The following is a 22421-nucleotide window of genomic DNA, read 5'->3' on the forward strand; positions in this document are numbered from 1 at the left end:
GGGCGGGTCAGCTCTCGGCCGGCAGGGCGCCTTCGAGCGCGAGCAGTTGCGCCTTGCGTTCCAGGCCGCCCGCGTAGCCGGTCAGCGACCCGTCGGCGCCGATGACGCGGTGGCAGGGCCGGACGACCAGCAGGGGGTTGGCGCCGATGGCCGTGCCGATGGCGCGTACCGCGCCGCGCGCCGCGCCGATGTCGGCGGCGATCCGCCCGTAGGTGGTCGTGGTGCCGTACGGAATGTCCTCCAGCGCCTTCCAGACGCGCTGCTGGAAGGCGGTACCGCGGGTGACGGACGGGATCTCGAAGCGGGTCGGCGCGCCGTCGAAGTAGGCCCGCAGCTGCCGCTCGATCCCGGCGAACGCGGCCGGGTCGTACGTCCAGCCGTCCTGGACGGTCGCCCCGCCCTTCTGGCCCGGTACGGACAGTGAGGCGAGTGCGACACCGCCCGGAGCGGTGGCCGATTCCTCGCCCACCAGGAGGAGTTCGCCGAGGGGACTGGCGAGAGTGGCGTAAAGGGTCAGGGTCATGGGTCCGGTCATTCCGTTCGCTTCGTCAGTCGGTCGGGGCGTCGGTCGGGGTCGATGCGGTGCGGTGGCCGGTGGTCTGCCGCTCCGGGATCCGGTGCGTCGCCCGCGGCTTCGGCCGTCCAGAGGTAGTGCGTCGCGTACGAGCGCCACGGGCGCCAGGCCGACGGGTCGGCGCCCTCGATCGCCCGCGCCTCGCCGGCCGGCAGGACGTCCGGGTCGCCCAGCGCCCGCATGCGGAGGTAGCCGGCGGTCCAGGGGCCGATGCCCGGGAGGCCGAGGAGGGCGCGTTCCGCCTCGTCGCGGTCGGTTCCGGCGTCCAGGATCACCGTGCGGTCGGCGAGCGCGGCGCTGAGGGTCCGCAGCGTCGCGCGGCGGGCCTCGGGCAGGCCGAGTCCGGTGAGCGGCGCCCGCGCCAGGTCCTCGACCCGGGGGAAGAGACGGGTGAGCGCGCCGGCCGGCTGCGGCAGCGGCTCGCCGTACGCGGCGATCAGTGCGCCGCCGAGCGTACGGGCGCCGGCGGCCGACATCCGGCGGCCGAGCACGGCGCGGACGGCGACCTCCTGCGGGTCCGCGGCGCCCGGGGAGCGCAGACCCGGGTAGCGGGCCACCAGCGGGGCGAGCACGGGATCCGCGCCCAGCCGCCCGGCGACCGCATACGGGTCGGCGTCCAGGTCGAACAGGCGGCGGATCCGCTGCGTGGCGGTGGTCAGATCGCGCAGTTCGGTGAGGCGCAGCCGGCACTCCAGCCAACCGTCTCCGGTGGCCTCGTCGACCTCCACGACGCCGGTGCCGTTCGGGAGGCGCAGCGTACGCCGGTAGGTGCGGCGGCCGGGCGCGCCGCCGACGTCCTCGATCCCGGCGAGCGCGTGCCGCTGGAGGTGGTCGAAGATCTGCCGCGCCGCGTACGGACCGCGGAACGGCAGCCGCAGCGGGAGGACACCGGGCGTGGCGGACGGTGCGACGGGGGCGGACCGGGCGCCCGTGCCGGGGCGGGCGGCACCGGCGGGACGGGCCGCGCGCAGGGCGCTCGGGGTCAGCGCGTAGATCTCCTTGATCGTGTCGTTGAACTGCCGGACGCTGGCGAAGCCCGCCGCGAAGGCGATCTCGGAGACCGGCAGTCCGGTGGTCTGGAGCAGGATCCGCGCGGTGTGGGCGCGCTGCGCGCGGGCCAGCGCGACCGGCCCGGCGCCCAGCTCGGCGGTCAGCTGCCGCTGCACCTGCCGGGCGCTGTAGCCGAGCCGGTCGGCCAGACCGGCGACGCCCTCGCGGTCGACCACCCCGTCGCCGATCAGCCGCATCGCCCGGCCTACGACGTCGGCCCGCGCGTTCCACTCGGCCGAGCCGGGCACCGCGTCCGGGCGGCAGCGCCGGCAGGCCCTGAATCCGGAGCCCTGGGCCGCCGCCGCGGTGGGATAGAAGCGGACGTTCCGCCGCCGCGGGGTGGTCGCGGGGCAGCTCGGCCGGCAGTAGATCCCGGTCGTGGACACGGCGAAGAAGAAGGCGCCGTCGAACCTGGCGTCCCGGCTCCGCACCGCCTCGTACCTGCTGTCCTCGGTCATCACACGACCCACTGTGCGGCACTCGGAGCCCCGGTGCTGGCGGAAATCGGACACCGCGGTGGGCGCGCGACGGCCATGGGGCGGAGCCAGGGATCCGGTCGCGGCCTCGGTGGGCGAGCCGCCTGCCGCTCCGGTGGCTCGGGTCATCGACGTCCGGTGGCTCCGGCCTTCGACCCACTTGCTGGTGGCTCCGGTCATCCACCCGCACTCGGCGCGCGGCGACCGCCCGCCTGTCCCATCGCCACGGACGAGGTCCCCCCATCCCGGGCCCCTTCGCACGAGGTCCCGTCGCCCCCCCGGCGGCAACATCGAGCCGCCACCGTCCCGTCCGTACAACTCCGCTGCGCTCGCGCTCAGTTCGGAACAGTGGAGCCCCAGACCGCCCGACGGTTCACGCGCGCGGAACCGGCCAGTCGTCCAGCGAGCCGCCGCGCCATTCGACCAGGCGCGGATCGTCCAGCGCGATGTCCTCGGCGGGATCGGCGACGCCCGCGCGGCGCAGGAATTCGGCCACATCCCCGCGGCCGTGGGCCAGGCCGACGATCTGCCCGTGCACGGTCACCCGACGGCCCCCGGAGGGCGTCGGCGGATGCACGATGACAGGCGGATGCTCGGTCATGCCTCCAGCGTGCGCCGGGCTCCGCGCGCTCGCACCTCGGCGGCGGGTGGGCGGGCGGGTCGCCGGTCACCGGGTCGGTCACGGAGACGGTCGCAGCAGGGGTGGCGACAGGGGCGGTGGCAGCGCATACGGCGGACGGCCGAGGGTGCCACCGCCCATGCCCGAGGGGCCGACGGTAGGCCACAATCACGGCCATGACCATGGACGATCTTGTGATACCCGAGACCACCGCCTGCCGTGCCGCGCGGGAGGTGGCGAGCGCCTACTGCTCGCCCGCACTGCTGAACCACTCCGTACGGGCCTACCTCTGGGCGGCCGGATATGCGTCGGCCCACGGCATCGCCTTCGACGCGGAACTCCTCTACGTGGCCGCGATGTTCCACGACATCGGGCTGGTCAAGGAGTTCGACAGCCACACCGTGCCCTTCGAGAACGCCGGCGGGCATATAGCGTGGGTGTTCGCCGCGGGCGCCGGGTGGCCCGTGGAGCGCCGGGTGCGGGCGTCCGAGGTGATCGTCCGGCACATGTGGGACGAGGTGGACGTGGCGACGGACCCGGAGTCGCATCTGCTGGCGTTCAGCACGTCGTTGGACATCTCCGGGCGGCGTCCGGACGCCCTCCCGGCGAGCCTGCGCAACGAGGTGCTGGACCGCTACCCGCGGCTGGGCCTCGGCGAGGAGTTCCTCGCCTGCTTCCGGGACCAGGCGGAGCGGAAACCGGACAGTGCCGCCGCGGAGTGCGTACGCGCCGGCATCGCCGACCGGATCGCCGCCAATCCCCTGGACGCGCACGGGGCGTAGGCGCGGACTGCGGCCATCCCTCCCAGCGTCCAGCAGACGGAAACGGAGAAGGAGACGGAGACGGCAGAAAAATGCCCCGGCCAGACGGGGGAGACTGGCCGGGGCGGCTTGGCGGAGGCGTTTCTCAACTGCCCACACTCCATTGAACGGTGAACAGAGGATGAGCGTTCCATGAAGGATACGTGACGGTCATCACAGAGGCCATCAACGGGGACGTTCAAGACAGTCAACCGGGACAGTGAGTGGGCGGGCGGCGGACGGTGCGGAGCCCGGGACGCCGCCGTGGGAGCCACATGTACGCGTATACGCGGTCTACGCGTACCGGCGTACGCGCGAACCGGCGCCGCGACTGCAGTGCGGCAGTCGCGGCGCCGGTTGTCGGTGGCGGTCTGCGGCGCGTGCCGCGGACCGGTTCAGCCCTGGGTGGGGTGTCCGGAGAGGCGTTCGACGCCGCGGAGGAGGGCGGAGTGGTCGAGGCCGCCGTCGCCTTGTGCGCGCAGGGAGGCGACGAGGGTGGCGACGACGGTGCCGACGGGGAGGGCGGCGCCGACGTTGCGGGCGGCGTCGGTGACGATGCCCATGTCCTTGTGGTGCAGGTCGATGCGGAAGCCGGGCTTGAAGTCGCGGCGCAGGAAGTTGTCCTTCTTGCGGGCAAGGACGGTGGAGCCGGCGAGTCCGCCGCCCAGGACGTCGAGGGCGGCGTTGAGGTCGACGCCGGACTTCTCCAGGAAGACGACGGCTTCGGCGCAGGCTTGGATGTTGACGGCGACGATGAGTTGGTTGGCGGCCTTGACGGTCTGGCCGGAGCCGTGGGGGCCGCACAGGATGATGGTCTTGCCGAGGGCTTCGAGGATGGGCTTGGCGGCGTCGAAGTCGGCCTGCTCACCACCCACCATGATCGACAGGACGGCTTCGATGGCGCCGGCCTCGCCGCCGGAGACGGGGGCGTCGATGACGCGGATGTTCTTGGTGGCGGCGGCCTTGGCCAGGTCGATGGAGGTCTGCGGGGTGATCGAGGACATGTCGATCAGCAGCGCGCCGGTCTTGGCGTTGTCCAGGATGCCGTCGGGGCCGTAGGCGATGGCCTCGACGTGGGGGGAGGCGGGGACCATGGTGATGATGACGTCGGCGTCGGCGACGGCTTCGGCGATGTTGGTGGCGGCGGTGCCGCCGGCCTGGGTGAGGCGTTCGAGCTTGTCGGCCTCCAGGGTGTAGCCGGTTACGGAGTAGCCGGCCTTGATCAGGTTCTCGGCCATGGGCGAGCCCATGATGCCCAGCCCGATCCACGCGATCTTGGGGAGGTTGCTCATCGAAAAGCCTCTTTCACATTCAAAAACAAATGGGGGCGGCGGGTGGCGTGGTGCCTGGCTAGTGGGCGGGGCGCAGGGGTGCGGGGAGCCAGGCGAAGGCGCTGGCGCTGGGGGTGTTGCCGGGCTTGTATTCCAGGCCGATGTAGCCGTCGTAGCCGTTCTTCTTCAGGCGGCCGAGCAGGGCGGTGAAGTCGAGGGTGCCGGTGCCGGGGGCGCCGCGGCCGGGGTTGTCGGCGATCTGTACGTGCGCGGTCTTGCCGGTGTGGTGGTCGATGACCTCATCGAGGTCCTCGCCGTTCATCGACAGGTGGTAGAGGTCCATCAGGAACCGGGTGTTGTCGAGTCCGGTGGCGGCGTTGACCGCGTCGACGACCTCGATGGCCTTGGGTGCGGAGACGATCGGGCACAGCGGCGATTCGGGGGCGTTGAGCGCCTCGATCAGCAGCGTGCCGCCCACCTCGCCCACCGCACGCGCCGCGAACGTCAGGTTCTCCAGCGCGAGGGCGTCCTGTTCGGCGGGGTCTGCGCCCTCGATGCGGTTGCCGTACAGGGCGTTGAAGGTGGTGCAGCCCAGCGAGGTGGCGAACGCGATCGCCACCGGCACGTTGGCCCGGAACCTCTCCGACTCCGTGCCGGGGACCGACAGCGCACCGCGGTCGGGGCCGGGCAGCCGGCCGGCGTAGAAGTTCAGGCCCACCAGGTGCACCCCGGCGTCCTCGATGGCCTCACGCAGCGCGTCCAGCTCGGACTGCTCCGGAGTGGGAGCGTCCACCCACGGCCACCACAGCTCCACCGCCGTGAAACCCGCCGCCCGCGCGGCAGCCGGCCGCTCCAGCAACGGAAGCTCGGTGAACAGAATCGACAGGTTGACGTTGAAGCGCGTGTCCGTGAAACCCATAACCGCTCGGCATCCCTTCCGGGTGACTGAGTTATGCCACCCTTCCGGATGGCGGAGTTCTTTTTCTGCTGCACGGGATGGTGGCCGTGCCGGGCGCGGCGGTCAAGCCGCGCCCGGGACACCGTCCGCATCGGGGCCGGAATCGGACCTCGGCCGGAATCAGACCTTGAGCGGCTTGATCGCGGTGGGGGCGTGACCCGGCTCGGTCGCGATCTCTTCCCACTCGTTCACCTTGTCGATCTCCGCGGCGGCCATGGAGATGTTGGTGATCCGCTCCAGGATCGCCTCGACGACGACCGGGACGCGGTGCTCGGCGGCCAGCTTCTTGGCCTCCTCGAAGGCGGCGCCCAGCTGGCTGGGGTCGGCGACCCGGATCGCCTTGCAGCCCAGGCCCTCGGCGACCTTGACGTGGTCGACGCCGTAGACGCCCAGCTCCGGCGAGTTGATGTTCTCGAACTCCAGGTTGACCTGGAAGTTGATGTCGAGGTTGCGCTGTGCCTGGCGGATCAGGCCCAGGTACGCGTTGTTCACCAGGACGTGGACGTAGGGGATCTTGTGCTGGGCGCCGACCGCCAGCTCCTCGATCATGAACTGGAAGTCGTAGTCACCGGACAGCGCCACGACCGGGGTCTCCGGGTCGGCCTTGGCGACGCCCAGCGCGGCCGGGATGGTCCAGCCCAGCGGGCCGGCCTGACCGCAGTTGATCCAGTGGCGCGGCTTGTAGACGTGCAGCATCTGCGCGCCGGCGATCTGGGAGAGGCCGATGGTGGTGACGTAGCGGGTCTCCGGGCCGAACGCCTTGTTCATCTCCTCGTAGACGCGCTGCGGCTTCATCGGGATGTTGTCGAAGTGCGTACGGCGCTGGAGTTGAGCCTTGCGCTCCTGGGTGGAGGCGGCCCAGTCGCCGCGGTCGGGCAGCTTGCCGGCGGCCTTGAGCTCCTTCGCCACCTCGACGAACAGCTCCAGGGCGGCCTTGGCGTCCGAGGCGATGCCGTAGTCCGGGGCGAAGATCTTGCCGATCTGGGTCGGCTCGATGTCGACGTGGACGAACTTGCGGCCCTTGGTGTACAGGTCCAGCTTGCCGGTGTGGCGGTTGGCCCAGCGGTTGCCGATGCCGAGGACGAAGTCCGACTCCAGGAAGTTCGCGTTGCCGTAGCGGTGCGAGGTCTGCAGACCCACCATGCCGGCGTTCAGCTCGTGGTCGTCGGGGACGATGCCCCAGCCCATCAGGGTCGGGATGACCGGGGTACCGGTCAGCTCGGCGAACTCGACCAGCAGGTCGGACGCGTCAGCGTTGATGATGCCGCCGCCGGCGACGATCAGCGGGCGCTCGGACTCGTTGAGGAGGGTGATCGCCTTCTCGATCTGGGCGCGGGTCGCGGCCGGCTTGAAGGCGGGCAGCGGCTCGTACAGCTCCGGATCGAAGTCGATCTCTGTGAGCTGGACGTCGATCGGCAGGTCGATCAGGACCGGGCCGGGACGGCCGGAGCGCATCAGGTGGAACGCCTGCTGGAAGACCCCGGGAACCTGGGCGGCCTCCATGACCGTGGTCGCGGCCTTGGCGACCGGCTTGGCGATCGCGGCGATGTCGACGGCCTGGAAGTCCTCCTTCTGGATCACCGCGGTGGGCGCCTGGCCGGTGATGCAGAGGATCGGGATGGAGTCGCCGGTCGCGGAGTAGAGGCCGGTGATCATGTCGGTGCCGGCCGGGCCGGAAGTGCCGATGCAGACGCCGATGTTGCCCGGGTGGGTCCGGGTGTAGCCCTCGGCCATGTGCGACGCGCCCTCGACGTGGCGCGCCAGCGTGTGATCGATCCCGCCTGCACCCTTGAGCGCCGCGTAGAAGGGGTTGATCGCCGCGCCGGGCACGCCGAAGGCGTTGGTCACGCCCTCGCGCTTGAGGATCTCCACCGCAGCGCGGGCTGCTGTCATTCGAGGCATCGGGTACTCCTGCGTCGGCCTGTCACGGGCTTTCCGGCCGAACCGGCCGGGACTTAATTCCGCATCATGGAATTAATGTTTTGCTTTATGGAAGGAACGTAGAGCGAGACGTTCCACCCGTCAAGAGGTGCCTGGTGAGCGATGCGGGCGAACCGGCCTGCGGACAGCGAAAAGCCGCGCACCGGTGGCTACCGGTACGCGGCTCGGTGCGGGATGGGGCCGCCCCTGAGGGGCCGGTTCACACCGCTCGGCCCCGTCTACTGAGCCGACTCGGTCGCTGCGTGAGCCGGCTCGGCCTGCCCGCTGCGGAACACCTCCTTGACGAGCCTCTGCTGCGCCTTCTGGAACGCCTCGGCCGTGGCGGCGAAGTCGAGCTCGGCGTCACCGGTGGCCAGCGAGGCGGTCAGGGTCCTCCTGCCGTCGGGCGTGCTGTACATCAGCGCCCCCCAACCGAAAAAGCCGCCGTTGTGGTGGAAGACGGTGCCGCAGTCCGTCTCCTCCACGAACAACCCCAGGCCGTAGCCGAGCTTGGGGTGCGGCCTGCGCATCTCGGCCAGCAGTGAGTCCGGCAGGAGCTTGCCGCTCATCAGGGCGGAGAAGAACGTGTGGAGATCATCGGTCGTCGAGATCATGTCGCCGGCGGCGGAGATCCAGGAGACGTTGAAGCGGGTGACGTCGACCACCTTCCACTGGCCGGCGTGCTCGTACCGGTAGTAGCCGTGGGCGTGCGGCTCGGGGATCTCCGGCGAGGCGCCCGGCACCACGGTGCCCGACAGTCCCAGCGGCTGCAGGATCAGCCGCTGCATCTCCTCGGCCAACGAGCGGCCGGTGACCTCCTCGATCAGCAACTTGGCCAGCACGTAGTTGGTGTTGGAGTAGCTCCAGTCCGCCCCTGGCTCGAACCGCGCCGGCTTGGACAACGCCAGCCTTACCAGCTCCTCCGGCCGGTAGGTGTGGAACTGGTTGTCCACGTACTCCTGGCCCTGCCAGGGGATCCCCGGCGCGACCGTCCCATCGTCGTAGTACTCGCCGGTGTAGTTGAACAGCCCGCTGGTGTGCTGCAGCAGCATCCGCACCGTGATCCGGCGGTCCAGCCCGAACCCGGGCAGGTAGTCATCGGCCGGGCTGTCCAGCCCGATCCTGCCCTCGGCCACCAGTTGCAGCACCACGGTCGCGGTGAAGGTCTTGGTGGTGCTGCCTATACGGAACCGCCCGTTCGTCGACGGCTTGGCGCTCTCGCCCAGCTTGCGCACCCCGGCGCTGCCGACCCACTCGCCCCGCTCGTCGTTCACGCGCAGTTGCACCCCGGCGAAACCGGAATCGACGATCTCCTCGATGGCCTTCTGCAGCTCCGGGCGATCCTGCCCGATGAGGGTGAGGGACATGACTGTGCTCCTTATGAGCTGTGGGTGATCGTTGCGGCGAGGTGTGCGGCTGCCCGGCGGCGGCGATGAGGTTGTGCCGGCCGCCGAGGGCGTGGGCCGTGAGCGCGAGCGGGCGAGCACGTCCCGGACGGTGCTCGTGCTGCGTTCGCGGTGCGGGATGCCTGCCCGGCGCGGGGCGGGGGCGGCCTGGCTCGCGCTGGACTGACCGCCCGGCGGACCGGGCGGCGAGCCGGACGTCCATGCCATTCGCGAAGTCCGGCCCGGTAGGCCCGTGGTGGTCGGAGCCCAGTTGCATCTACCCGTGATCTTGGGGGCACCTCAGACGTCGTTGTCGCCGTCTGAGGTCCGCAGCCCGTTCGCCCCGAAGGCCGGGGGGTGCTGCGGGGTGTTGCTTGGGGGGCGGGTTAGAGGCTGCGGGCGGTGATGTCGCCGTGGGAGGTGGTGGCGCGGATGTCGAGTTCGGCGGTGCCGTCGTTCTTGAGGGCGTTGTGGATGCGGCCGTAGGCGGTGTGGGCGTCCAGGGCGGCCGAGACGCCGGCGGTGGCGCTGATCGTGATGTCGCCGGCCTGGGTGCGGAGCACGACCTTGCCGCCCGTGGCCTCGGCGATCCGGATGTCGCCCCGTGCAGTGCTGATCTCCGCGGGCCCGCCCAGCCGGCCGACCTCGACGTCACCGTCGACGGCAGTGAGGCGCACGCTCGCGGCCTCGTCCAACTTGGTCTGGCTGTAGGCGCCTTCGAAGACGACGTCGCCGAGGCGGCCGAGGGTCCGGAGTTCGGCACTGGCCGTCTTGGCCTCGACGTGGGAGCCGGCGGGCAGCTTGACCGTCACCTCGATGGATCCGGACGGGCCGAAGTACTGGTCCTTCGCCGACGACTCGATCCGCAGGACGCCGTCGGCGTACTCGATCGTGGTCTGCTCCGCCGCCTTCACATCGCGGCCCTTCGAGGTGTTCGCGGGCAGGACCTCGACCGTGGTGTCGGCTCGGTCCGCGGCGATGAACTGGACGCGTCCGGCGGGCATGCCCAGGACGGCGGAGATCGGGGCGGGGGTGTGGAACTTGTGCATCATGCGCTCCTGTGTGCTGGCGACTCACTGTTTCCTGATGACGGAAACGCTACGTTGCTTTCCAACTTCGAGCAACAAGCCCTTTGCATGAAAACAGCATCTGCGCAGGTGGAAGCGCGGCAATCATTGCAACACTCTCCCGCTTAACGCAACGATGGAACGGTCGCCCGTTGCAATGCGTTGAGGGTGAACGCTATGGTGAAGGCGTCGAGGAACACCGAGCAGCACCATGGAGCACCCGTGGGGCATGAAGGGGGTCGTCATGCCGGGAGGCAGGCTCACCCAATCCGAACGCCAGCAGATCGCCACAGGGCTGGCCGACGGCCTGGCCTACGCCGAAATCGCCCGCCGTCTCGACCGCCCCACCTCCACCATCACGCGCGAGGTGATGCGCAACGGCGGCCCCGCCGGCTACCGCGCCGACCTGGCCCACCGCGCCACCCAGCAACGCACCCACCGGCGCAGGCACACCACGCAGCAGGGGCCGCAGACGCTCCCGCAAGGCTACGGACGCGACACCGAAGCCGTACGCGACTACCAGGAAACCCTCACCACCGTCTTCATGACCTCGGGCCTGCCCAAGATGATGGCCCGGGTGCTGGGCTGCCTCTACACCACCGACACCGGCAGCCTCACCGCCTCCGAACTCGCCAGGCACCTGAAGGTCAGCCCGGCATCCATCTCCAAAGCGATCACGTTCCTCGAAAGCCAAGACCTCGTCCGCCGAGAACGCGACGAACAACGCCGCCGCGAGCGCTACGTCGTCGACGACGACCTCTGGTACCAAGCGATGCTCCGCAGCGCCCGAGCCAACGACCAGTTCATCGAGACCGCACGGCAGGGCGTCGACATCCTCGGCCCCGGCACCCCCGCCGCCACCCGCCTCGAAAACGCCACCCGCTTCCTCGACTTCGTCAGCGAAGCACTCACCCGCGCCGCCCAGCAGGGCCGCGAAGTCCTCTACACCAGACCCGAAACGACCCCAGACAGCACCGCCACGCCACGTTCACCGGACAGCACCGCCACGCCACGTTCAGAAGGCGCCGAGACAAGTGCTTCGTCGCAGCTCCGTCGCTGATCGGGTGGCGGCATCCGCCGGGGTACGGGCGGGGCACGGCCAGGGCCGGCCCCAAGCCGAGCCGGCGGCCATGTCCGCTGCAGCTTCCGCCCCACCTGCGCGGTCGGCCTGCGCACCCTGACCGGCCGTGCCGTACCGCCTCCTTGCATCGATCGGACGCATCGTCAGATTCAGCCGATGCGGGGCCGATCACCACCAACCGTTGGTCATGTCCGGTCACAGCACCAGCAGTTCAAGAATCTCCCAGAACACGGGCATGGAGGTGCATGTCGTGCCAGCCATCCAGTCGCAGGTGCGCGCTGCGCCGAGTGCCCTCCAAAGCGAAGCCGGACTTGGTGGCCACCCGGCAGGAGGCTTCGTTGTCGACTGCGTGAGCGAGTTCAAGGCGGTGAAAGCCGGCCTCGTCCAGCGCCCAGGCGGCCAACCCGGCGAGGGCTCGCGGGGCGACACCGGTGCCACGAGCGTGTGGCAGGACCCAGTACGCACACTCGGCGAGGCCGTGGAGCAGATCCATCCAGCGCAGCGCCACCCGGCCGACGACCTCGCCGCCAACCCGGGTAACAGCCCACTGGGCAGCCTGCTCTTGCTGCCAGGACCGGTGGGAGGATGCGATCCAGTCGCGAGCTTCCCCCGGCGAACTCACGTGGTGCGTGTGCCAGCGCCGGATTGAAGGGTCCTGGAAGGCACGTTGAAGGATGGTAGCGTCGTCCGACTCCCATGGCCGTAACAGCAACTCACGGTCATGCGACGGAATCGAGGGCTGAGCGGAAGCGGAGAGGGTCCCAGCCGGGATGGCGGGTGTAATAGCCAGGCTCATGAGCGGCAATGATGGCTCACGGCCTGACTCGGAGCGCCGGGAGGGTCGCCCCACCCGAACGCAGGCGGAGTGAGGGCCTGCTCGGCTCCGCCCTGGACCCGCTCGCCGGTCCCGGTGCCCGGGAGGTCCATCACCGTCCAGACACATCCGCATCTGGGCCCCACCCGCGAGAACATGGCCGTCGAGCGGCTGCTCAAGGACAGCGGCATGGCCTGGACGGTTCTGCGGCCAACGCAGTTCGCCTCGAACGCCCTGTGGTGGGCGGCGTCAACCCGCCAGCACCAAACGGTCCGCGTGCCGTGTGCGGACGCCGGGCTGCCCACGATTCACCCTGCGGACATTGCGGCGGTGGCGCGAGTGGCTTTGGCCGAGCCCGGTCACCAGGGGCAGACGTTATGCGCTGACTGGTCCGGAGCGGGTGACGGCCCGGCAGCAAGTTGAGGCCATCGGGGCGGCGTTGGGACGGGAGGTGCCCGTTGCGCAGATCGGCGGGGAGGAGGCTCACCGGCACATGTCCACGTTCCTGGGAGCCGAGCCGAGGCCGCGGATGCGGTGCTGGAGGTGACAGGCGGGGACGTCAACTACGAACTGCAACCGTGCGCGACACGGTCCCAAGGGTCACCGGATCCCCTGCCAGGCCGTTCCACCAGTGGGTTTCGGAGAATGCCGCAGCCTTCCGCTGAGGCACCCGTCCCGGAGCACACTCACGCGGGCTCAGTTGGGACGCTCGCGTGTATGCCGAGAGGGGGAAGGCCGACAACCCGTCAGAGGGTGGCCGGCCGTCGAGGCCATGGCATCAGAGGTCAGCCCGTCTTGGCAGGCCCTCCCCCTGGCGGCCGGGGCCGGCCAACGGTGGGAGGCGGTGCGGGTTTCGATGATGGTGCCGTTGAAGCTCAGCCGGTCGAACGAGAACTGTGCAGCGTCGGCGAGCGCGCGGTCAGAACCAGTGCAGGCAGTGCGGGGAGCGCTCGGCGCGGAAGAGGGCGTCGGCGAGGGTGGCAGCGCCCAGGCGGTGGGCCCGGATGTGTCCGGCACGCACGAGCGTGCTCGGGGCGGTGCCGCCGAGGTAGACCGAGCCCAGGTCGCTCACGTCCAGGGACAGGTCGGGCTCCCGGTCCGTCGGGACGCAGTCGGCCTTGCTGTCCTGGACGGTCAGCAGGTAGCGGCCGTGTTCGCCGAGGAACGGGTCGTCGACGTCGAGGACGAGTTCGCCGTCCGTGAACCAGCCGCGCGCGGTCAGCGCGCGTGGGACGTCCAGCAGCCGCACCCAGAGCCAGTCGGTGCCGTCGCTCACCTGGCCGGCGCGGAGGTCCGCGAGCTGCCAGCGCAGCGGGTGCTCGGGCGGGACGTGCTTGAACACGACCTGGGTGACGAGGTCGTGTCCGAGCACGAACCGGGCCAGGGCCGTGAAGACGGCGTCGTCGGTGGCGATGGTCTCGTCGACCGTCAGGGTGCCGGACTCGACCGAGTAGCTGGCGTACCCGTTCGGGGCTCCGTCGGCGTCACGGTGTACGGCGACGCGGCGCGGCGCCGGAGAGACCGGGGGCTGCCCCGCGCCCAAGGCCCACCAGCGGTGCGGCCGGGACAACGCGCCGGGCTGTGCGCGGCGGTACCGGTCGTAGACCTCTTCCAGGATCTCGCCGCACTCGGCACGCGGTAGCAGCTGGACCGTGCCGGTGTCCGAACCGGTCGCCACGGCGCCGGCCGTTCCGCGCGCCCGGGGGAAGGCGAAGGCGGCCTGGTGGCGTGGCACCGTCAGCCGCTGTGTGTAGGTCGCCGGTCCGTAGCCGAACCTGCCGTAGATCAGGGCCTCGGAGGCCAGCAGTACGGAGAGGAACTCCCCTCGGGCCCGGAGTTCGGTGAGCTGATGCCGCATCATCGCGCTGAGCACGCCCTGGCGTCGGTGCGAGGGCAGGACACCGACGGCGCTCACCCCGGAGGCCGGGGCGAGGATCTCACCGGGCAGGGTGAGCTCGAAGGAGTACGCACCGGCGGTGCCGACCGGCCGCCCGTCCGCCGCCATGGCGAGCAGGTTGCGGTCCATTTCGAGCGCCGACCACCAGACCCCGCCGCCACCCTCGGCCGGGGTTTCCGGGAAGCGCCCGAACGCGGCATGAAGTGTGTCGACGAAGACGTCGAGATCCTTGTCGGTCGTCGGACGGATCTCCATAGCTGCCGCTGCCTCCCCGGGATACCGGCACCACGATTCATGGTGACCCGCCACAGTGCAGCGTTGCCCCATGGCCCGGTCAAGAGAATTACGGCTGAGCCCGCGGTGGAACTGTCGACGAGTGGGTCAATCCGCCAACTGCCCATCGCCGCCTCGTGTGTCGAGTCGGTTGCACACGGTTGCGCATGGTTGCGCGATGACCGTCCCGCACCGGCAGGGCCTGGTCAACCTGTCCGGACGGGCAACCGGTGGTGCGGTGAGTGGGGTGGGGTGAGTGGGGTGGGGTGGGGTCGGGTGGCGGGCTGGTGTCCGTGCTGGGGCAGCTTCCGGCCAGACCGGGAGGAGGGGCAGGGGACGTGGTCGGATCGATCAGGAATCGAGAAGCGCGGCACACGGAGCCGGTTCTAGCCTTCTCGTCATGGACATCACCATTCACACGAGTTCCCTGCCGCACGACGATCCGGACGCGTCGCTCGCCTTCTACCGCGACGTCCTCGGCTTCGAGGTCCGCAGCGATGTCGGTCAGGGCAGGATGCGCTGGATCACGGTCGGTCCGGCCGGTCAGCCCGACACGTCGATCCTTCTGGCGCCGCCGGCCGCCGACCCTGGAGTCACCGAGGACGAGCGCCGCACCATCGCCGAGATGATGGCCAAGGGCACCTACGGCTGGATCCTGCTGGCCACCCCGGACCTCGACGCCACGTTCGAGAAGGCGCAGGCCGGTGACGCCGAGGTCGTCCAGGAGCCGACCGAGCAGCCGTACGGCAACCGTGACTGCGCCTTCCGCGACCCCGCGGGCAACCTGGTCCGCATCCAGGAGCTGCGCTGAACCTGCGGACGGCGCTGCGGCCGTGCCGGTCGGCACCGCGACCACCTGCGAAGAAGGCGGCGCACCGTGCCGCGGTGTCCGCCCCGCCGGCCGCCCACCGGGGCCGCGTCCGCATCGGACAGGGGCCCGGAGTCCGTTCCGCTGCCGTCCGGCAGAGGCGCGACCGGCTGCTCGGCTCCGGCGCGCCGGTCCTCATCACCGAGCGCCCGGGGGGCCTTGTCCCGGCAAGCGCCCCAAGCGCTCGTAGGCGTCGACGGAAGTGGAAGAGGCAAGAAGGGAAGGGGAGTTCTGCCATGTGCCAGCCCGAGTGGCGCCGTGCACGCGTCGAGGCGCAGCGCCTGACCGATCTCGCGCGGCTGCGCCGCGTCCGCGACCGGATCGACAGGGAGTACGCACAGCCGCTGAACGTGGAGGCACTCGCCCGCGGCGTGAACATGTCCGCCGGGCACCTCAGTCGGCAGTTCCGGGCCGCCTACGGCGAGTCGCCGTACGCGTACCTGATGACGCGTCGCATCGAGCGCGCGACGGCGCTGCTGCGGCGGGGCGATCTCAGCGTCACCGAGGTCTGCTTCGCGGTCGGCTGCGCGTCCCTGGGCACGTTCACCACCCGCTTCACCGAGCTGGTCGGCATGTCGCCCGGGGCCTTCCGGCGCCGCGCGGCGGATGGGGCGCATGGGGCGCATGGGGCGGCCGACCGTGCCGATGCCGCAGGTGCGGCCGGTGATGCGGGGCCTGCGGTCACGGTGGAGGGGATGCCGGCGTGTGTGGCGAAGCAGGTGACCAGACCGGTCAGGAATCGAGAAGCCCCGGCCGCCGAGCGGCCCCTAGCGTGATGGCCATGGCAATCACCACTTCCACCGCATCCACCGCGCACCTCGCATCCGTCACCCTTGAGGTGGCCGATCCCGAGGCCGCCCACCGCTTCTCCACCGCCCTCGGAGTGGACATGCACATACGCCTGCGGGCGTCCGAGGCGCACTCCACCGGATTCCGCGGCTTCACCCTGGCGCTCACGGTGTCCCAGCCGGCCTCCGTCGACAGCTTCCTCGGCGCCGCCGTGGACGCCGGCGCCACGGTGCTGAAGCCCGCCGCGAAGTCTCTGTGGGGCTACGGCGGAGTCGTCCAGGCGCCCGACGGGACGATCTGGAAGGTCGCGACCTCGGCGAAGAAGGACACCGGCCCGGCCACCCGCGAGATCGACGAGATCGTCCTCCTGCTCGGCGTCGAGGACATGAAGGCAAGCAAGCAGTTCTACGTCGGCCGGGGTTTGACGGTGGCCAGGAGCTTCGGCGGAAAGTACACCGAGTTCGCCTCCGGCGAGGCCGGCCCCGTCAAGCTGGCGCTGTACAAGCGCCGCGGCCTGGCCAAGGACCTCGGCGTCCCCGCCGACGGCACCGGCTCGCACCGCGTCGTCCTCGGCAGCACCGCCGGCTCCTTCACCGACCCGGACGGATTCGCCTGGGAGGCCGCCACCCCGCTCACCCCCGCGCCGTCCACGGCGTCCGCACCGTCCTGACTCCCGGCCCTGACCTCCCGGCGCTCAACTCCCGCCCCGGCCTGCTCATCCCCGTACGAGAGGAAATCTGCCATGCAGCACACGAAGTCGTCTGCCGAGAACTCCGGCACGGCCGCCGAGCAGTACAACGGATTCACCGCCGAGGAGCGGGCCGCGATGAAGGAGCACGCGCAGGAGCTGAAGAAGGCGGCGGTGCGGCGCGGTTCGCGGGCGGAGAAGGAGGCGGCGGCGGAGCGGGATGTGCTCGCGAAGATCGCCGAGATGCCGGAGGCGGACCGGGTCCTCGCCGAGCGGATCCACGCCGTCGTCAAGGCCGCCGCACCGGGCCTCACGCCCAAGCTCTGGTACGGGATGCCCGCCTACGCCAGAGACGGCAAGGTCGTCTGCCACTTCCAGAGTGCGCAGAAGTTCACGTCGAGGTACGCCACGCTCGGATTCAGCGACCAGGCGGCGCTCGACGACGGCGCCATGTGGCCGACCGCCTACGCTCTGAAGGAACTCACCGCAGCCGACGAACAGCGCATCAGCGCGCTCGTGAAGAAGGCGATGGGCTGAGGTTGCTGGAGAGGCCGGAGGCCGCCGGGCAGGTCGGGGAGTGGGAACGCACAACGGCTGTGCATGTCGCTACTCTCTCCTCCCCCACGAAAGCGATCTCCCAAATCTCTGCCACCAGCGGTATGCGACATCCAGGAGACGGCCAAGGGCCCCACTCCAGGTGGCGTGGAGCCCTTGTTCTTTCACGGCGGACTATGCGCGTCTTACCACGGACCATGCGCGTCGTGCAGGTGCTTCGTGTCAGCGGATCGGCATTCCCGACAGCGTGCGGGAGATCACCAGCCGCTGGATCTCACTGGTGCCTTCGAAGATCGTGTAGATGGCGGCGTCGCGGTGCATCCGCTCGACCGGGTATTCGCGGGTGAAGCCGTTGCCGCCGAGGATCTGGACGGCCTGGGCGGTGACCTTCTTGGCGACCTCGCTGGCGTAGAGCTTGGACATGGAACCCTCGGCGGAGGTGAAGGGCTTGCCGGTGGTCGCCATCCACGAGGCGCGCCAGACCAGCAGCCGGGCGGCGTCGATCTGGGTCCGCATGTCGGCGAGCTGGAAGGCCACGCCCTGGTTGTCGATGATCGGGCGGCCGAACTGCTCGCGGGTCCTGGCGTACTCCAGCGCCTCCTCGTACGCCGCGCGGGCGGTGCCGACGGCCATGGCGCCGACGGCCGGGCGGGAAGCCTCGAAGGTGGCCATCGCGGCGTTCTTCACGCGCTCGCCGCCGCTCCGGGCTCGCTCGCGGGCGCGGGCCAGCCGCTCGTCGAGCTTCTCCTTGCCGCCGAGCAGGCAGTGGCCGGGGACCCGGACGTCCTCCAGGACGACCTCGGCGGTGTGCGAGGCGCGGATGCCGTGCTTCTTGAACTTCTGGCCCTGGGAGAGGCCCGGGGTGTTCGGCGGGACGATGAAGGAGGCGTGCCCCTTGGAGCCCAGCTCCGGGTCGACGACGGCGACCACGACGTGGACGCCGGCGATGCCGCCGTTGGTCGCCCAGGTCTTGGTGCCGTTGAGCACCCACTCGTCCTTGGCCCCGTCGTAGACGGCCCGGGTGCGCATCGAGGCGACGTCCGAGCCGGCGTCCGGTTCGGAGGAGCAGAAGGCGGCGACCTTGACGTCATCGGGGTCGCCGTACATCTGCGGGACCCAGGTGCCGATCTGCTCCTCGGTGCCGTTGGCCAGGACGCCGACGGCGGCGAGCCCGGTGCCCACGATGGACAGCGCGATGCCGGCGTCGCCCCAGAACAGCTCCTCCATGGCCATGGGGATGCCGAGGCCGGTGGGGTCGAAGAACTGCTGGGCGTAGAAGTCGAGGGAGTACAGCCCGATCTTGGCGGCTTCCTGGATGACGGGCCAGGGAGTCTCCTCGCGCTCGTCCCATTCGGCGGCGGCGGGGCGCATGACATCCGCGGCGAAGCCGTGAATCCAGTCACGGACTTCCTTCTGCTCGTCGTTGAGCTCCATGGTGAACTCGGCCATGTCCCCTCCAGTGGTGCGCGCATGCCAGATGTTACTTGCGGTAACCCGAGTCTGTTACTCGCCAGTAGATAATGTCAACTCCTCCGCGCGACCCAACCGGCGCCGCAGGGCATCCGCAGCGCGGTCCGAATCGGCCGCGGAGTTCGGGCCTTGCGCAGTTCGGGTGTTACGTTGCGCGAGCGCCACGGATTCACAAGGGTGGGGAGCACGACCATGGACAGCGAAGAGCACAGCGACACCACGCACAGCGGCACCACACACAGCGGCACCGCGCACGGCGAGGCCGGGCAGAGCGACCGGCAGCAGACCGCGACCGAGCGCAGACGGCGGGAACTCCTGGAGGCGGCCGAGCGCATCGTGCTGCGCGACGGCCCGGGGGCGTCGATGAACGCCATCGCCGCCGAGGCCGGTATCACCAAGCCGATCCTCTACCGGCACTTCGGCGACAAGGGCGGGCTCTACCGCGCCCTGGCCGTGCGGCACACCGACGCCCTGCTGGCCAACCTGCGCACCGCACTGGACGCCCCGGTCCTGCGCCGGGACCGGGTGGAGGCCACCCTCGACGCCTATCTGGTCGCCATCGAGGCCCGGCCGCAGGTCTACCGCTTCCTGATGCACCCGGCGGACGAGGACATGCCGTCGGAGTCCGGCTTCGACGTGGGACGGCACTCCGCCCCCCTGCTGCGCCGGCTCGGCGAGGAGCTGGCCACGGTGATCTCCGAACGGCTCGACCTGGGGTCGGACGGCGCGGAGCGGGCCCGGGTCTGGGGCCACGGCATCGTCGGCATGATGCACGCCGCCGGGGACTGGTGGCTGCGCGAACGCCCGTGCTCCCGCGAGCAGTTGGTGCGCCACCTGGCCGATCTGCTGTGGGGCCAGCTGGCCACCGTCCGGGACCTGGCGGACGGCCCCGGCTTCTGAGCCGTACCGGGGAGCAGTGTCGTACCGGGCGTACCGGGGACCTGCCCTATGCCGGGACGGTCCCCGCCGCCCACGGGGACCGCGCCGCCGCGCGCAGCGCCCGGCGGCGCCGGAACCCGGTGAGCCGGTCCAGGTAGAGGCCGCCTTCGAGGTGGTCGCACTCGTGCTGGAGGCAGCGGGCGAAGAACCCGGTGCCGGTCACGGTCACCGGCTCGCCGGTGACCGTGAGCCCTTCCACAACGGCGTGGTCGTGGCGCGGTGTGCCGGCCTCGATACCGGGCACCGAAAGGCAGCCCTCGGGTCCGCGGACGACCGGGCCGTCCGCCTCGACGAGCCGGGGGTTGACGAGGTGCCCCAGGTGGCGGCGCTCCTCGTCGTCCGGGCAGTCGTAGACGAACACCCGCAGCGGGACGCCGATCTGGTTGGCGGCCAGTCCCACCCCCTCGGCGGCGTACATTGTCGCGTACATGTCCTCGACCAGCGCTGCCAGCTCGCCGTCGAAGGCGGTGACGTCCTCGCAGGGCCCGGTGAGGGCGGGGTCGCCGAGGAGGCGCAGGGGGCGGACGCGGCCGGAACTGCCGGGGATGGTGCGGTGGCGCATGTGCCCCAGCGTACGGGCCGGGGCATACCGGATGGTGTCACACAGGTGGCGGAGTTCGGGCCTGCCGCCGGATCTCGATAGGCTGATCCCCGACCGAAGCCTCCGGCCGGCCGTCGGCCACGGAGGGGGCGTTCCACCGGCAGCCTGAGGCCAGGAGGGCGCCGGATGCAAGGAGGATCTAGGACGATGGCAGGCAACACGGAGCCGCTGTCGCCGCGGGCCAAGCTGGCCGTGACGGCCGGCAAGGCCGCGGCAGCGGTGTCGCGCGCGGCGGGCCGCGGCAGCGGATCGGTGATCGGCGGCCGGGTGGCACTCAAGCTCGACCCCGACCTGCTGGCCTCGTTGGCCAGGCATCTGGACGTGATCCTGGTGTCCGCCACCAACGGCAAGACCACCACGACGCGGCTGATCGCCGAGGCACTGCGGGCCAGCGGTCCGGTGGTCTCCAACGCGCTCGGCGCCAACATGCCGGCGGGGATCACCTCCGCCCTGGCGGGCGGCTCGGACGCCAAGTACGGCGTCATCGAGGTGGACGAGAAGTACCTCGCGGGAGTGGCACGGGATGTCACGCCGAAGGCCATAGCGCTGCTGAACCTCTCGCGGGACCAGCTCGACCGCGCCGCGGAGACCCGGATGCTGGCCGAGCGGTGGCGCGAGGGGCTGACCGGTTCCAAGGCCCTGATCATCGCCAACGCGGACGACCCGCTGATCGTCTGGGCGGCCTCGTCGTCCGCGAACGTGGTGTGGGTTGCGGCCGGGCAGGAGTGGAAGGACGACGCCTGGTCCTGCCCCTCGTGCGGCGGTGTGATGCAGCGGCCGGGCGACGACTGGTTCTGCGCCGAGTGCGGCTTCCGCCGCCCGACGCCCAGCTGGGCGCTCTCCGGCGACCACGTGCTCGACCCGCACGGCAGCGCCTGGCCGATCAAGCTCCAGCTGCCGGGCCGCGCCAACAAGGCGAACGCCACCACCTCCGCCGCCGTCGCCGCCGCCTTCGGCGTGCCGCCGCAGGTCGCGCTGGAGCGGATGTTCACCGTGCAGGCGGTGGCCGGCCGCTACGACGTGGTCGGCTTCATGGAGCGGGAGCTGCGGCTGCTGCTGGCGAAGAACCCGGCCGGCTGGCTGGAGACCTTCTCGCTGATCGACGGGCCGCCGACCCCGGTGATCATGTCCGTCAACGCGCGCGGCGCGGACGGCACGGACACCTCCTGGCTGTGGGACGTGGACTACACCCGGCTGGCCGGGCACCCGATCTTCGTGCTCGGTGACCGCAAGCTGGACCTGGCGGTGCGCCTGGAGGTCGCCGGGCTCGACTTCCAGGTGTGCGACAGCCTCGACGAGGCGGTACGGGTGGCGCCGCCCGGCCGTATCGAGGTCATCGCCAACTACACGGCCTTCCAGGACCTGCGCCGCCGTGTGGGCAACTAGTGCGATCCCACCGACCTCACGGACAAGGACGAGCGAGCATGAGTGACAACAGTCTGCGCCTGGTGTGGATCTACCCGGACCTGCTGAGCACCTACGGCGACCAGGGCAATGCGCTGGTGGTCGAGCGCCGGGCGCGCCAGCGCGGTCTGGACGTCCAGCGGGTGGACGTACGGTCCGACCAGCAGATCCCCACCTCCGGCGACATCTACCTGATCGGCGGCGGTGAGGACCGGCCGCAGCGGCTGGCGGCCGAACGGCTGATCCGCGACGGCGGCCTGGACCGCGCGGTCTCCAACGGCGCGATCGTCTTCTCGGTGTGCGCGGGCTACCAGATCCTGGGCCACGAGTTCATCAACGACCTCGGCGAGCGGCAGCAGGGCCTGGGGCTGCTGGACGTGGTGAGCACCCGCGGCGAGGGCGAACGGTGCGTCGGTGACGTACTGGCCGATATCGACCCGCAGTTGGGGCTGCCGCCGCTGACCGGCTTCGAGAACCACCAGGGCGTGACGCACCTGGGCCAGACCGCCCGGCCGTTCGCCAAGGTGCGCTTCGGCAACGGCAACGGGGTCGGCGACGGCTACGAGGGCGCGTGGAACGACACCGTCTTCGGTACGTACATGCACGGCCCGGTGATGGCCCGCAACCCGCATATCGCGGATCTGCTGATCAAGCTGGCGCTGGACGTCAACGCGCTGCCGCCGGCCGACGACACCTGGTACGAGGCGCTGCGCCAGGAGCGGATCGCGGCGGCGACGGCGCAGACCGCCTGAGCGGGCCGGCGACCACCGCGCGGAACCGGCCGGATACGGGGCGTTATGCCCCGCATCCGGCCGGTTCCGCGTTGTCGTGGGTGCGCGTCCGCAGTGCGGGCGTCCCTGTGCCGGGTGGCCGTGCGCTTGTAGGCTGGGCGGGATTCCCACCGGACGACGGGGTCCGGCCT

21 protein-coding genes and 1 pseudogene are annotated in these 22421 nt (G+C 70.8%); 10 read left to right on the top strand and 12 right to left on the bottom strand.

Annotation, left to right across the window (positions count from 1 at the left end):
• Positions 1 to 7: 7 nt before the first annotated feature.
• The 3 genes from GR130_RS24685 to GR130_RS24695 all read right to left on the bottom strand — a co-directional run bounded on the left by GR130_RS24685 (position 8) and on the right by GR130_RS24695 (position 2701).
• Positions 8 to 517: a methylated-DNA--[protein]-cysteine S-methyltransferase gene (locus GR130_RS24685; RefSeq protein WP_159510186.1), complete on the bottom strand. Its 510-nt coding sequence runs from the start codon at positions 515 to 517 to the stop codon at positions 8 to 10.
• Positions 518 to 531: 14 nt separating this feature from the next.
• On the bottom strand, positions 532 to 2082 hold the full coding sequence (locus GR130_RS24690) for a DNA-3-methyladenine glycosylase 2 family protein (RefSeq protein ID WP_159506739.1): 1551 nt from the start codon (positions 2080 to 2082) through the stop codon (positions 532 to 534).
• Between the two features lie 391 nt (positions 2083 to 2473).
• A complete protein-coding gene (locus GR130_RS24695) occupies positions 2474 to 2701 on the bottom strand; it encodes a hypothetical protein (protein ID WP_159506740.1) in 228 nt (75 codons plus the stop codon).
• Positions 2702 to 2895: 194 nt separating this feature from the next.
• Between GR130_RS24695 and GR130_RS24700 the strand changes: the two genes are divergently transcribed.
• The gene (locus tag GR130_RS24700; RefSeq protein WP_159506741.1) at positions 2896 to 3501 is read left to right on the top strand and encodes an HD domain-containing protein; all 606 of its coding nucleotides are present in this window, start codon (positions 2896 to 2898) and stop codon (positions 3499 to 3501) included.
• Between the two features lie 413 nt (positions 3502 to 3914).
• On the opposite strand, the gene GR130_RS24705 is transcribed toward GR130_RS24700, so the two are convergent.
• The 5 genes from GR130_RS24705 to GR130_RS24725 all read right to left on the bottom strand — a co-directional run bounded on the left by GR130_RS24705 (position 3915) and on the right by GR130_RS24725 (position 10102).
• Complete coding sequence (locus GR130_RS24705) at positions 3915 to 4811, bottom strand: 2-hydroxy-3-oxopropionate reductase (RefSeq protein WP_159506742.1); 897 nt, start codon at positions 4809 to 4811, stop codon at positions 3915 to 3917.
• A 58-nt stretch (positions 4812 to 4869) separates the two neighbouring features.
• A complete protein-coding gene (locus tag GR130_RS24710) occupies positions 4870 to 5709 on the bottom strand; it encodes a TIM barrel protein (RefSeq protein ID WP_159506743.1) in 840 nt (279 codons plus the stop codon).
• A gap of 159 nt (positions 5710 to 5868) precedes the next feature.
• Positions 5869 to 7650 carry a glyoxylate carboligase gene (gene gcl, locus GR130_RS24715; RefSeq protein ID WP_159506744.1) on the bottom strand — a complete coding sequence of 594 codons (1782 nt, stop codon included), beginning with the start codon at positions 7648 to 7650 and terminating at the stop codon, positions 5869 to 5871.
• A 257-nt stretch (positions 7651 to 7907) separates the two neighbouring features.
• Entirely contained in the window at positions 7908 to 9035 is a 1128-nt protein-coding gene (locus GR130_RS24720; RefSeq protein WP_159506745.1) for a serine hydrolase domain-containing protein, read from the bottom strand.
• 404 nt (positions 9036 to 9439) lie between these two features.
• Entirely contained in the window at positions 9440 to 10102 is a 663-nt protein-coding gene (locus GR130_RS24725; protein ID WP_159510187.1) for a DUF4097 family beta strand repeat-containing protein, read from the bottom strand.
• Positions 10103 to 10364: 262 nt separating this feature from the next.
• On the opposite strand from GR130_RS24725, the gene GR130_RS24730 reads away from it, so the two are divergent.
• A complete protein-coding gene (locus GR130_RS24730; RefSeq protein ID WP_159510188.1) occupies positions 10365 to 11180 on the top strand; it encodes a GbsR/MarR family transcriptional regulator in 816 nt (271 codons plus the stop codon).
• A gap of 232 nt (positions 11181 to 11412) precedes the next feature.
• On the opposite strand, the gene GR130_RS24735 is transcribed toward GR130_RS24730, so the two are convergent.
• Positions 11413 to 11997 (bottom strand): GNAT family N-acetyltransferase, encoded by a 585-nt coding sequence (locus tag GR130_RS24735; RefSeq protein WP_159506746.1) that lies wholly within the window; start codon positions 11995 to 11997, stop codon positions 11413 to 11415.
• Positions 11998 to 12123: 126 nt separating this feature from the next.
• On the opposite strand from GR130_RS24735, the pseudogene GR130_RS40920 reads away from it, so the two are divergent.
• Positions 12124 to 12680, top strand: a pseudogene (locus GR130_RS40920) (capsule biosynthesis protein CapD); the annotation flags it as partial.
• Positions 12681 to 12934: 254 nt separating this feature from the next.
• Here the strand turns inward: GR130_RS40920 and GR130_RS24740 are convergent.
• Positions 12935 to 14167 carry a GNAT family N-acetyltransferase gene (locus GR130_RS24740; RefSeq protein ID WP_159506747.1) on the bottom strand — a complete coding sequence of 411 codons (1233 nt, stop codon included), beginning with the start codon at positions 14165 to 14167 and terminating at the stop codon, positions 12935 to 12937.
• 418 nt (positions 14168 to 14585) lie between these two features.
• Here GR130_RS24740 and GR130_RS24745 point away from each other — a divergent pair, with 418 nt between their 5' ends.
• From GR130_RS24745 to GR130_RS24760, 4 genes are all read left to right on the top strand, one after another.
• A complete protein-coding gene (locus GR130_RS24745; protein ID WP_159506748.1) occupies positions 14586 to 14996 on the top strand; it encodes a VOC family protein in 411 nt (136 codons plus the stop codon).
• A gap of 293 nt (positions 14997 to 15289) precedes the next feature.
• Positions 15290 to 15829 carry a helix-turn-helix transcriptional regulator gene (locus GR130_RS24750; RefSeq protein ID WP_159506749.1) on the top strand — a complete coding sequence of 180 codons (540 nt, stop codon included), beginning with the start codon at positions 15290 to 15292 and terminating at the stop codon, positions 15827 to 15829.
• Positions 15829 to 16512 carry a glyoxalase gene (locus GR130_RS24755; RefSeq protein ID WP_159506750.1) on the top strand — a complete coding sequence of 228 codons (684 nt, stop codon included), beginning with the start codon at positions 15829 to 15831 and terminating at the stop codon, positions 16510 to 16512. The genes GR130_RS24750 and GR130_RS24755 overlap by 1 nt, the downstream gene beginning before the upstream one ends.
• A gap of 72 nt (positions 16513 to 16584) precedes the next feature.
• Positions 16585 to 17067, top strand: coding sequence for an iron chaperone (locus GR130_RS24760; protein ID WP_159506751.1), 483 nt, complete (start codon positions 16585 to 16587; stop codon positions 17065 to 17067).
• Positions 17068 to 17307: 240 nt separating this feature from the next.
• Here GR130_RS24760 and GR130_RS24765 read toward each other — a convergent pair whose 3' ends face one another.
• Positions 17308 to 18534 carry an acyl-CoA dehydrogenase family protein gene (locus GR130_RS24765; RefSeq protein ID WP_159506752.1) on the bottom strand — a complete coding sequence of 409 codons (1227 nt, stop codon included), beginning with the start codon at positions 18532 to 18534 and terminating at the stop codon, positions 17308 to 17310.
• Between the two features lie 213 nt (positions 18535 to 18747).
• Between GR130_RS24765 and GR130_RS24770 the strand changes: the two genes are divergently transcribed.
• Entirely contained in the window at positions 18748 to 19455 is a 708-nt protein-coding gene (locus GR130_RS24770) for a TetR family transcriptional regulator (protein WP_236573433.1), read from the top strand.
• A gap of 46 nt (positions 19456 to 19501) precedes the next feature.
• Here the strand turns inward: GR130_RS24770 and def are convergent, their stop codons facing one another.
• Entirely contained in the window at positions 19502 to 20056 is a 555-nt protein-coding gene (def, locus tag GR130_RS24775; protein WP_159506753.1) for a peptide deformylase, read from the bottom strand.
• A gap of 186 nt (positions 20057 to 20242) precedes the next feature.
• Here def and GR130_RS24780 point away from each other — a divergent pair, with 186 nt between their 5' ends.
• Positions 20243 to 21481, top strand: coding sequence for a MurT ligase domain-containing protein (locus tag GR130_RS24780; RefSeq protein ID WP_159506754.1), 1239 nt, complete (start codon positions 20243 to 20245; stop codon positions 21479 to 21481).
• Positions 21482 to 21519: 38 nt separating this feature from the next.
• On the top strand, positions 21520 to 22251 hold the full coding sequence (locus GR130_RS24785) for a type 1 glutamine amidotransferase (protein ID WP_159506755.1): 732 nt from the start codon (positions 21520 to 21522) through the stop codon (positions 22249 to 22251).
• The last annotated feature ends 170 nt before the right edge of the window (positions 22252 to 22421 follow it).

Source organism: Streptomyces sp. GS7, from assembly GCF_009834125.1.
Classification (GTDB): Bacteria; Actinomycetota; Actinomycetes; order Streptomycetales; family Streptomycetaceae; genus Streptomyces.

Excerpts from the sequence above, each read along its gene's own strand:
- def (WP_159506753.1), bottom strand. The coding sequence starts at position 20,056 with ATGCGCCACCGCACCATCCCCGGCAGTTCCGGCCGCGTCCGCCCCCTG.
- GR130_RS24760 (WP_159506751.1), top strand. The coding sequence starts at position 16,585 with ATGCAGCACACGAAGTCGTCTGCCGAGAACTCCGGCACGGCCGCCGAG.
- gcl (WP_159506744.1), bottom strand. The coding sequence starts at position 7,650 with ATGCCTCGAATGACAGCAGCCCGCGCTGCGGTGGAGATCCTCAAGCGC.
- GR130_RS24700 (WP_159506741.1), top strand. The coding sequence starts at position 2,896 with ATGACCATGGACGATCTTGTGATACCCGAGACCACCGCCTGCCGTGCC.
- GR130_RS24690 (WP_159506739.1), bottom strand. The coding sequence starts at position 2,082 with ATGACCGAGGACAGCAGGTACGAGGCGGTGCGGAGCCGGGACGCCAGG.
- GR130_RS24780 (WP_159506754.1), top strand. The coding sequence starts at position 20,243 with ATGGCAGGCAACACGGAGCCGCTGTCGCCGCGGGCCAAGCTGGCCGTG.
- GR130_RS24745 (WP_159506748.1), top strand. The coding sequence starts at position 14,586 with ATGGACATCACCATTCACACGAGTTCCCTGCCGCACGACGATCCGGAC.
- GR130_RS24785 (WP_159506755.1), top strand. The coding sequence starts at position 21,520 with ATGAGTGACAACAGTCTGCGCCTGGTGTGGATCTACCCGGACCTGCTG.
- GR130_RS24740 (WP_159506747.1), bottom strand. The coding sequence starts at position 14,167 with ATGGAGATCCGTCCGACGACCGACAAGGATCTCGACGTCTTCGTCGAC.
- GR130_RS24695 (WP_159506740.1), bottom strand. The coding sequence starts at position 2,701 with ATGACCGAGCATCCGCCTGTCATCGTGCATCCGCCGACGCCCTCCGGG.
- GR130_RS24765 (WP_159506752.1), bottom strand. The coding sequence starts at position 18,534 with ATGGCCGAGTTCACCATGGAGCTCAACGACGAGCAGAAGGAAGTCCGT.
- GR130_RS24705 (WP_159506742.1), bottom strand. The coding sequence starts at position 4,811 with ATGAGCAACCTCCCCAAGATCGCGTGGATCGGGCTGGGCATCATGGGC.
- GR130_RS24730 (WP_159510188.1), top strand. The coding sequence starts at position 10,365 with ATGCCGGGAGGCAGGCTCACCCAATCCGAACGCCAGCAGATCGCCACA.
- GR130_RS24750 (WP_159506749.1), top strand. The coding sequence starts at position 15,290 with ATGTGCCAGCCCGAGTGGCGCCGTGCACGCGTCGAGGCGCAGCGCCTG.
- GR130_RS24725 (WP_159510187.1), bottom strand. The coding sequence starts at position 10,102 with ATGCACAAGTTCCACACCCCCGCCCCGATCTCCGCCGTCCTGGGCATG.
- GR130_RS24755 (WP_159506750.1), top strand. The coding sequence starts at position 15,829 with ATGGCCATGGCAATCACCACTTCCACCGCATCCACCGCGCACCTCGCA.
- GR130_RS24735 (WP_159506746.1), bottom strand. The coding sequence starts at position 11,997 with ATGAGCCTGGCTATTACACCCGCCATCCCGGCTGGGACCCTCTCCGCT.
- GR130_RS24770 (WP_236573433.1), top strand. The coding sequence starts at position 18,748 with ATGGACAGCGAAGAGCACAGCGACACCACGCACAGCGGCACCACACAC.
- GR130_RS24710 (WP_159506743.1), bottom strand. The coding sequence starts at position 5,709 with ATGGGTTTCACGGACACGCGCTTCAACGTCAACCTGTCGATTCTGTTC.
- GR130_RS24720 (WP_159506745.1), bottom strand. The coding sequence starts at position 9,035 with ATGTCCCTCACCCTCATCGGGCAGGATCGCCCGGAGCTGCAGAAGGCC.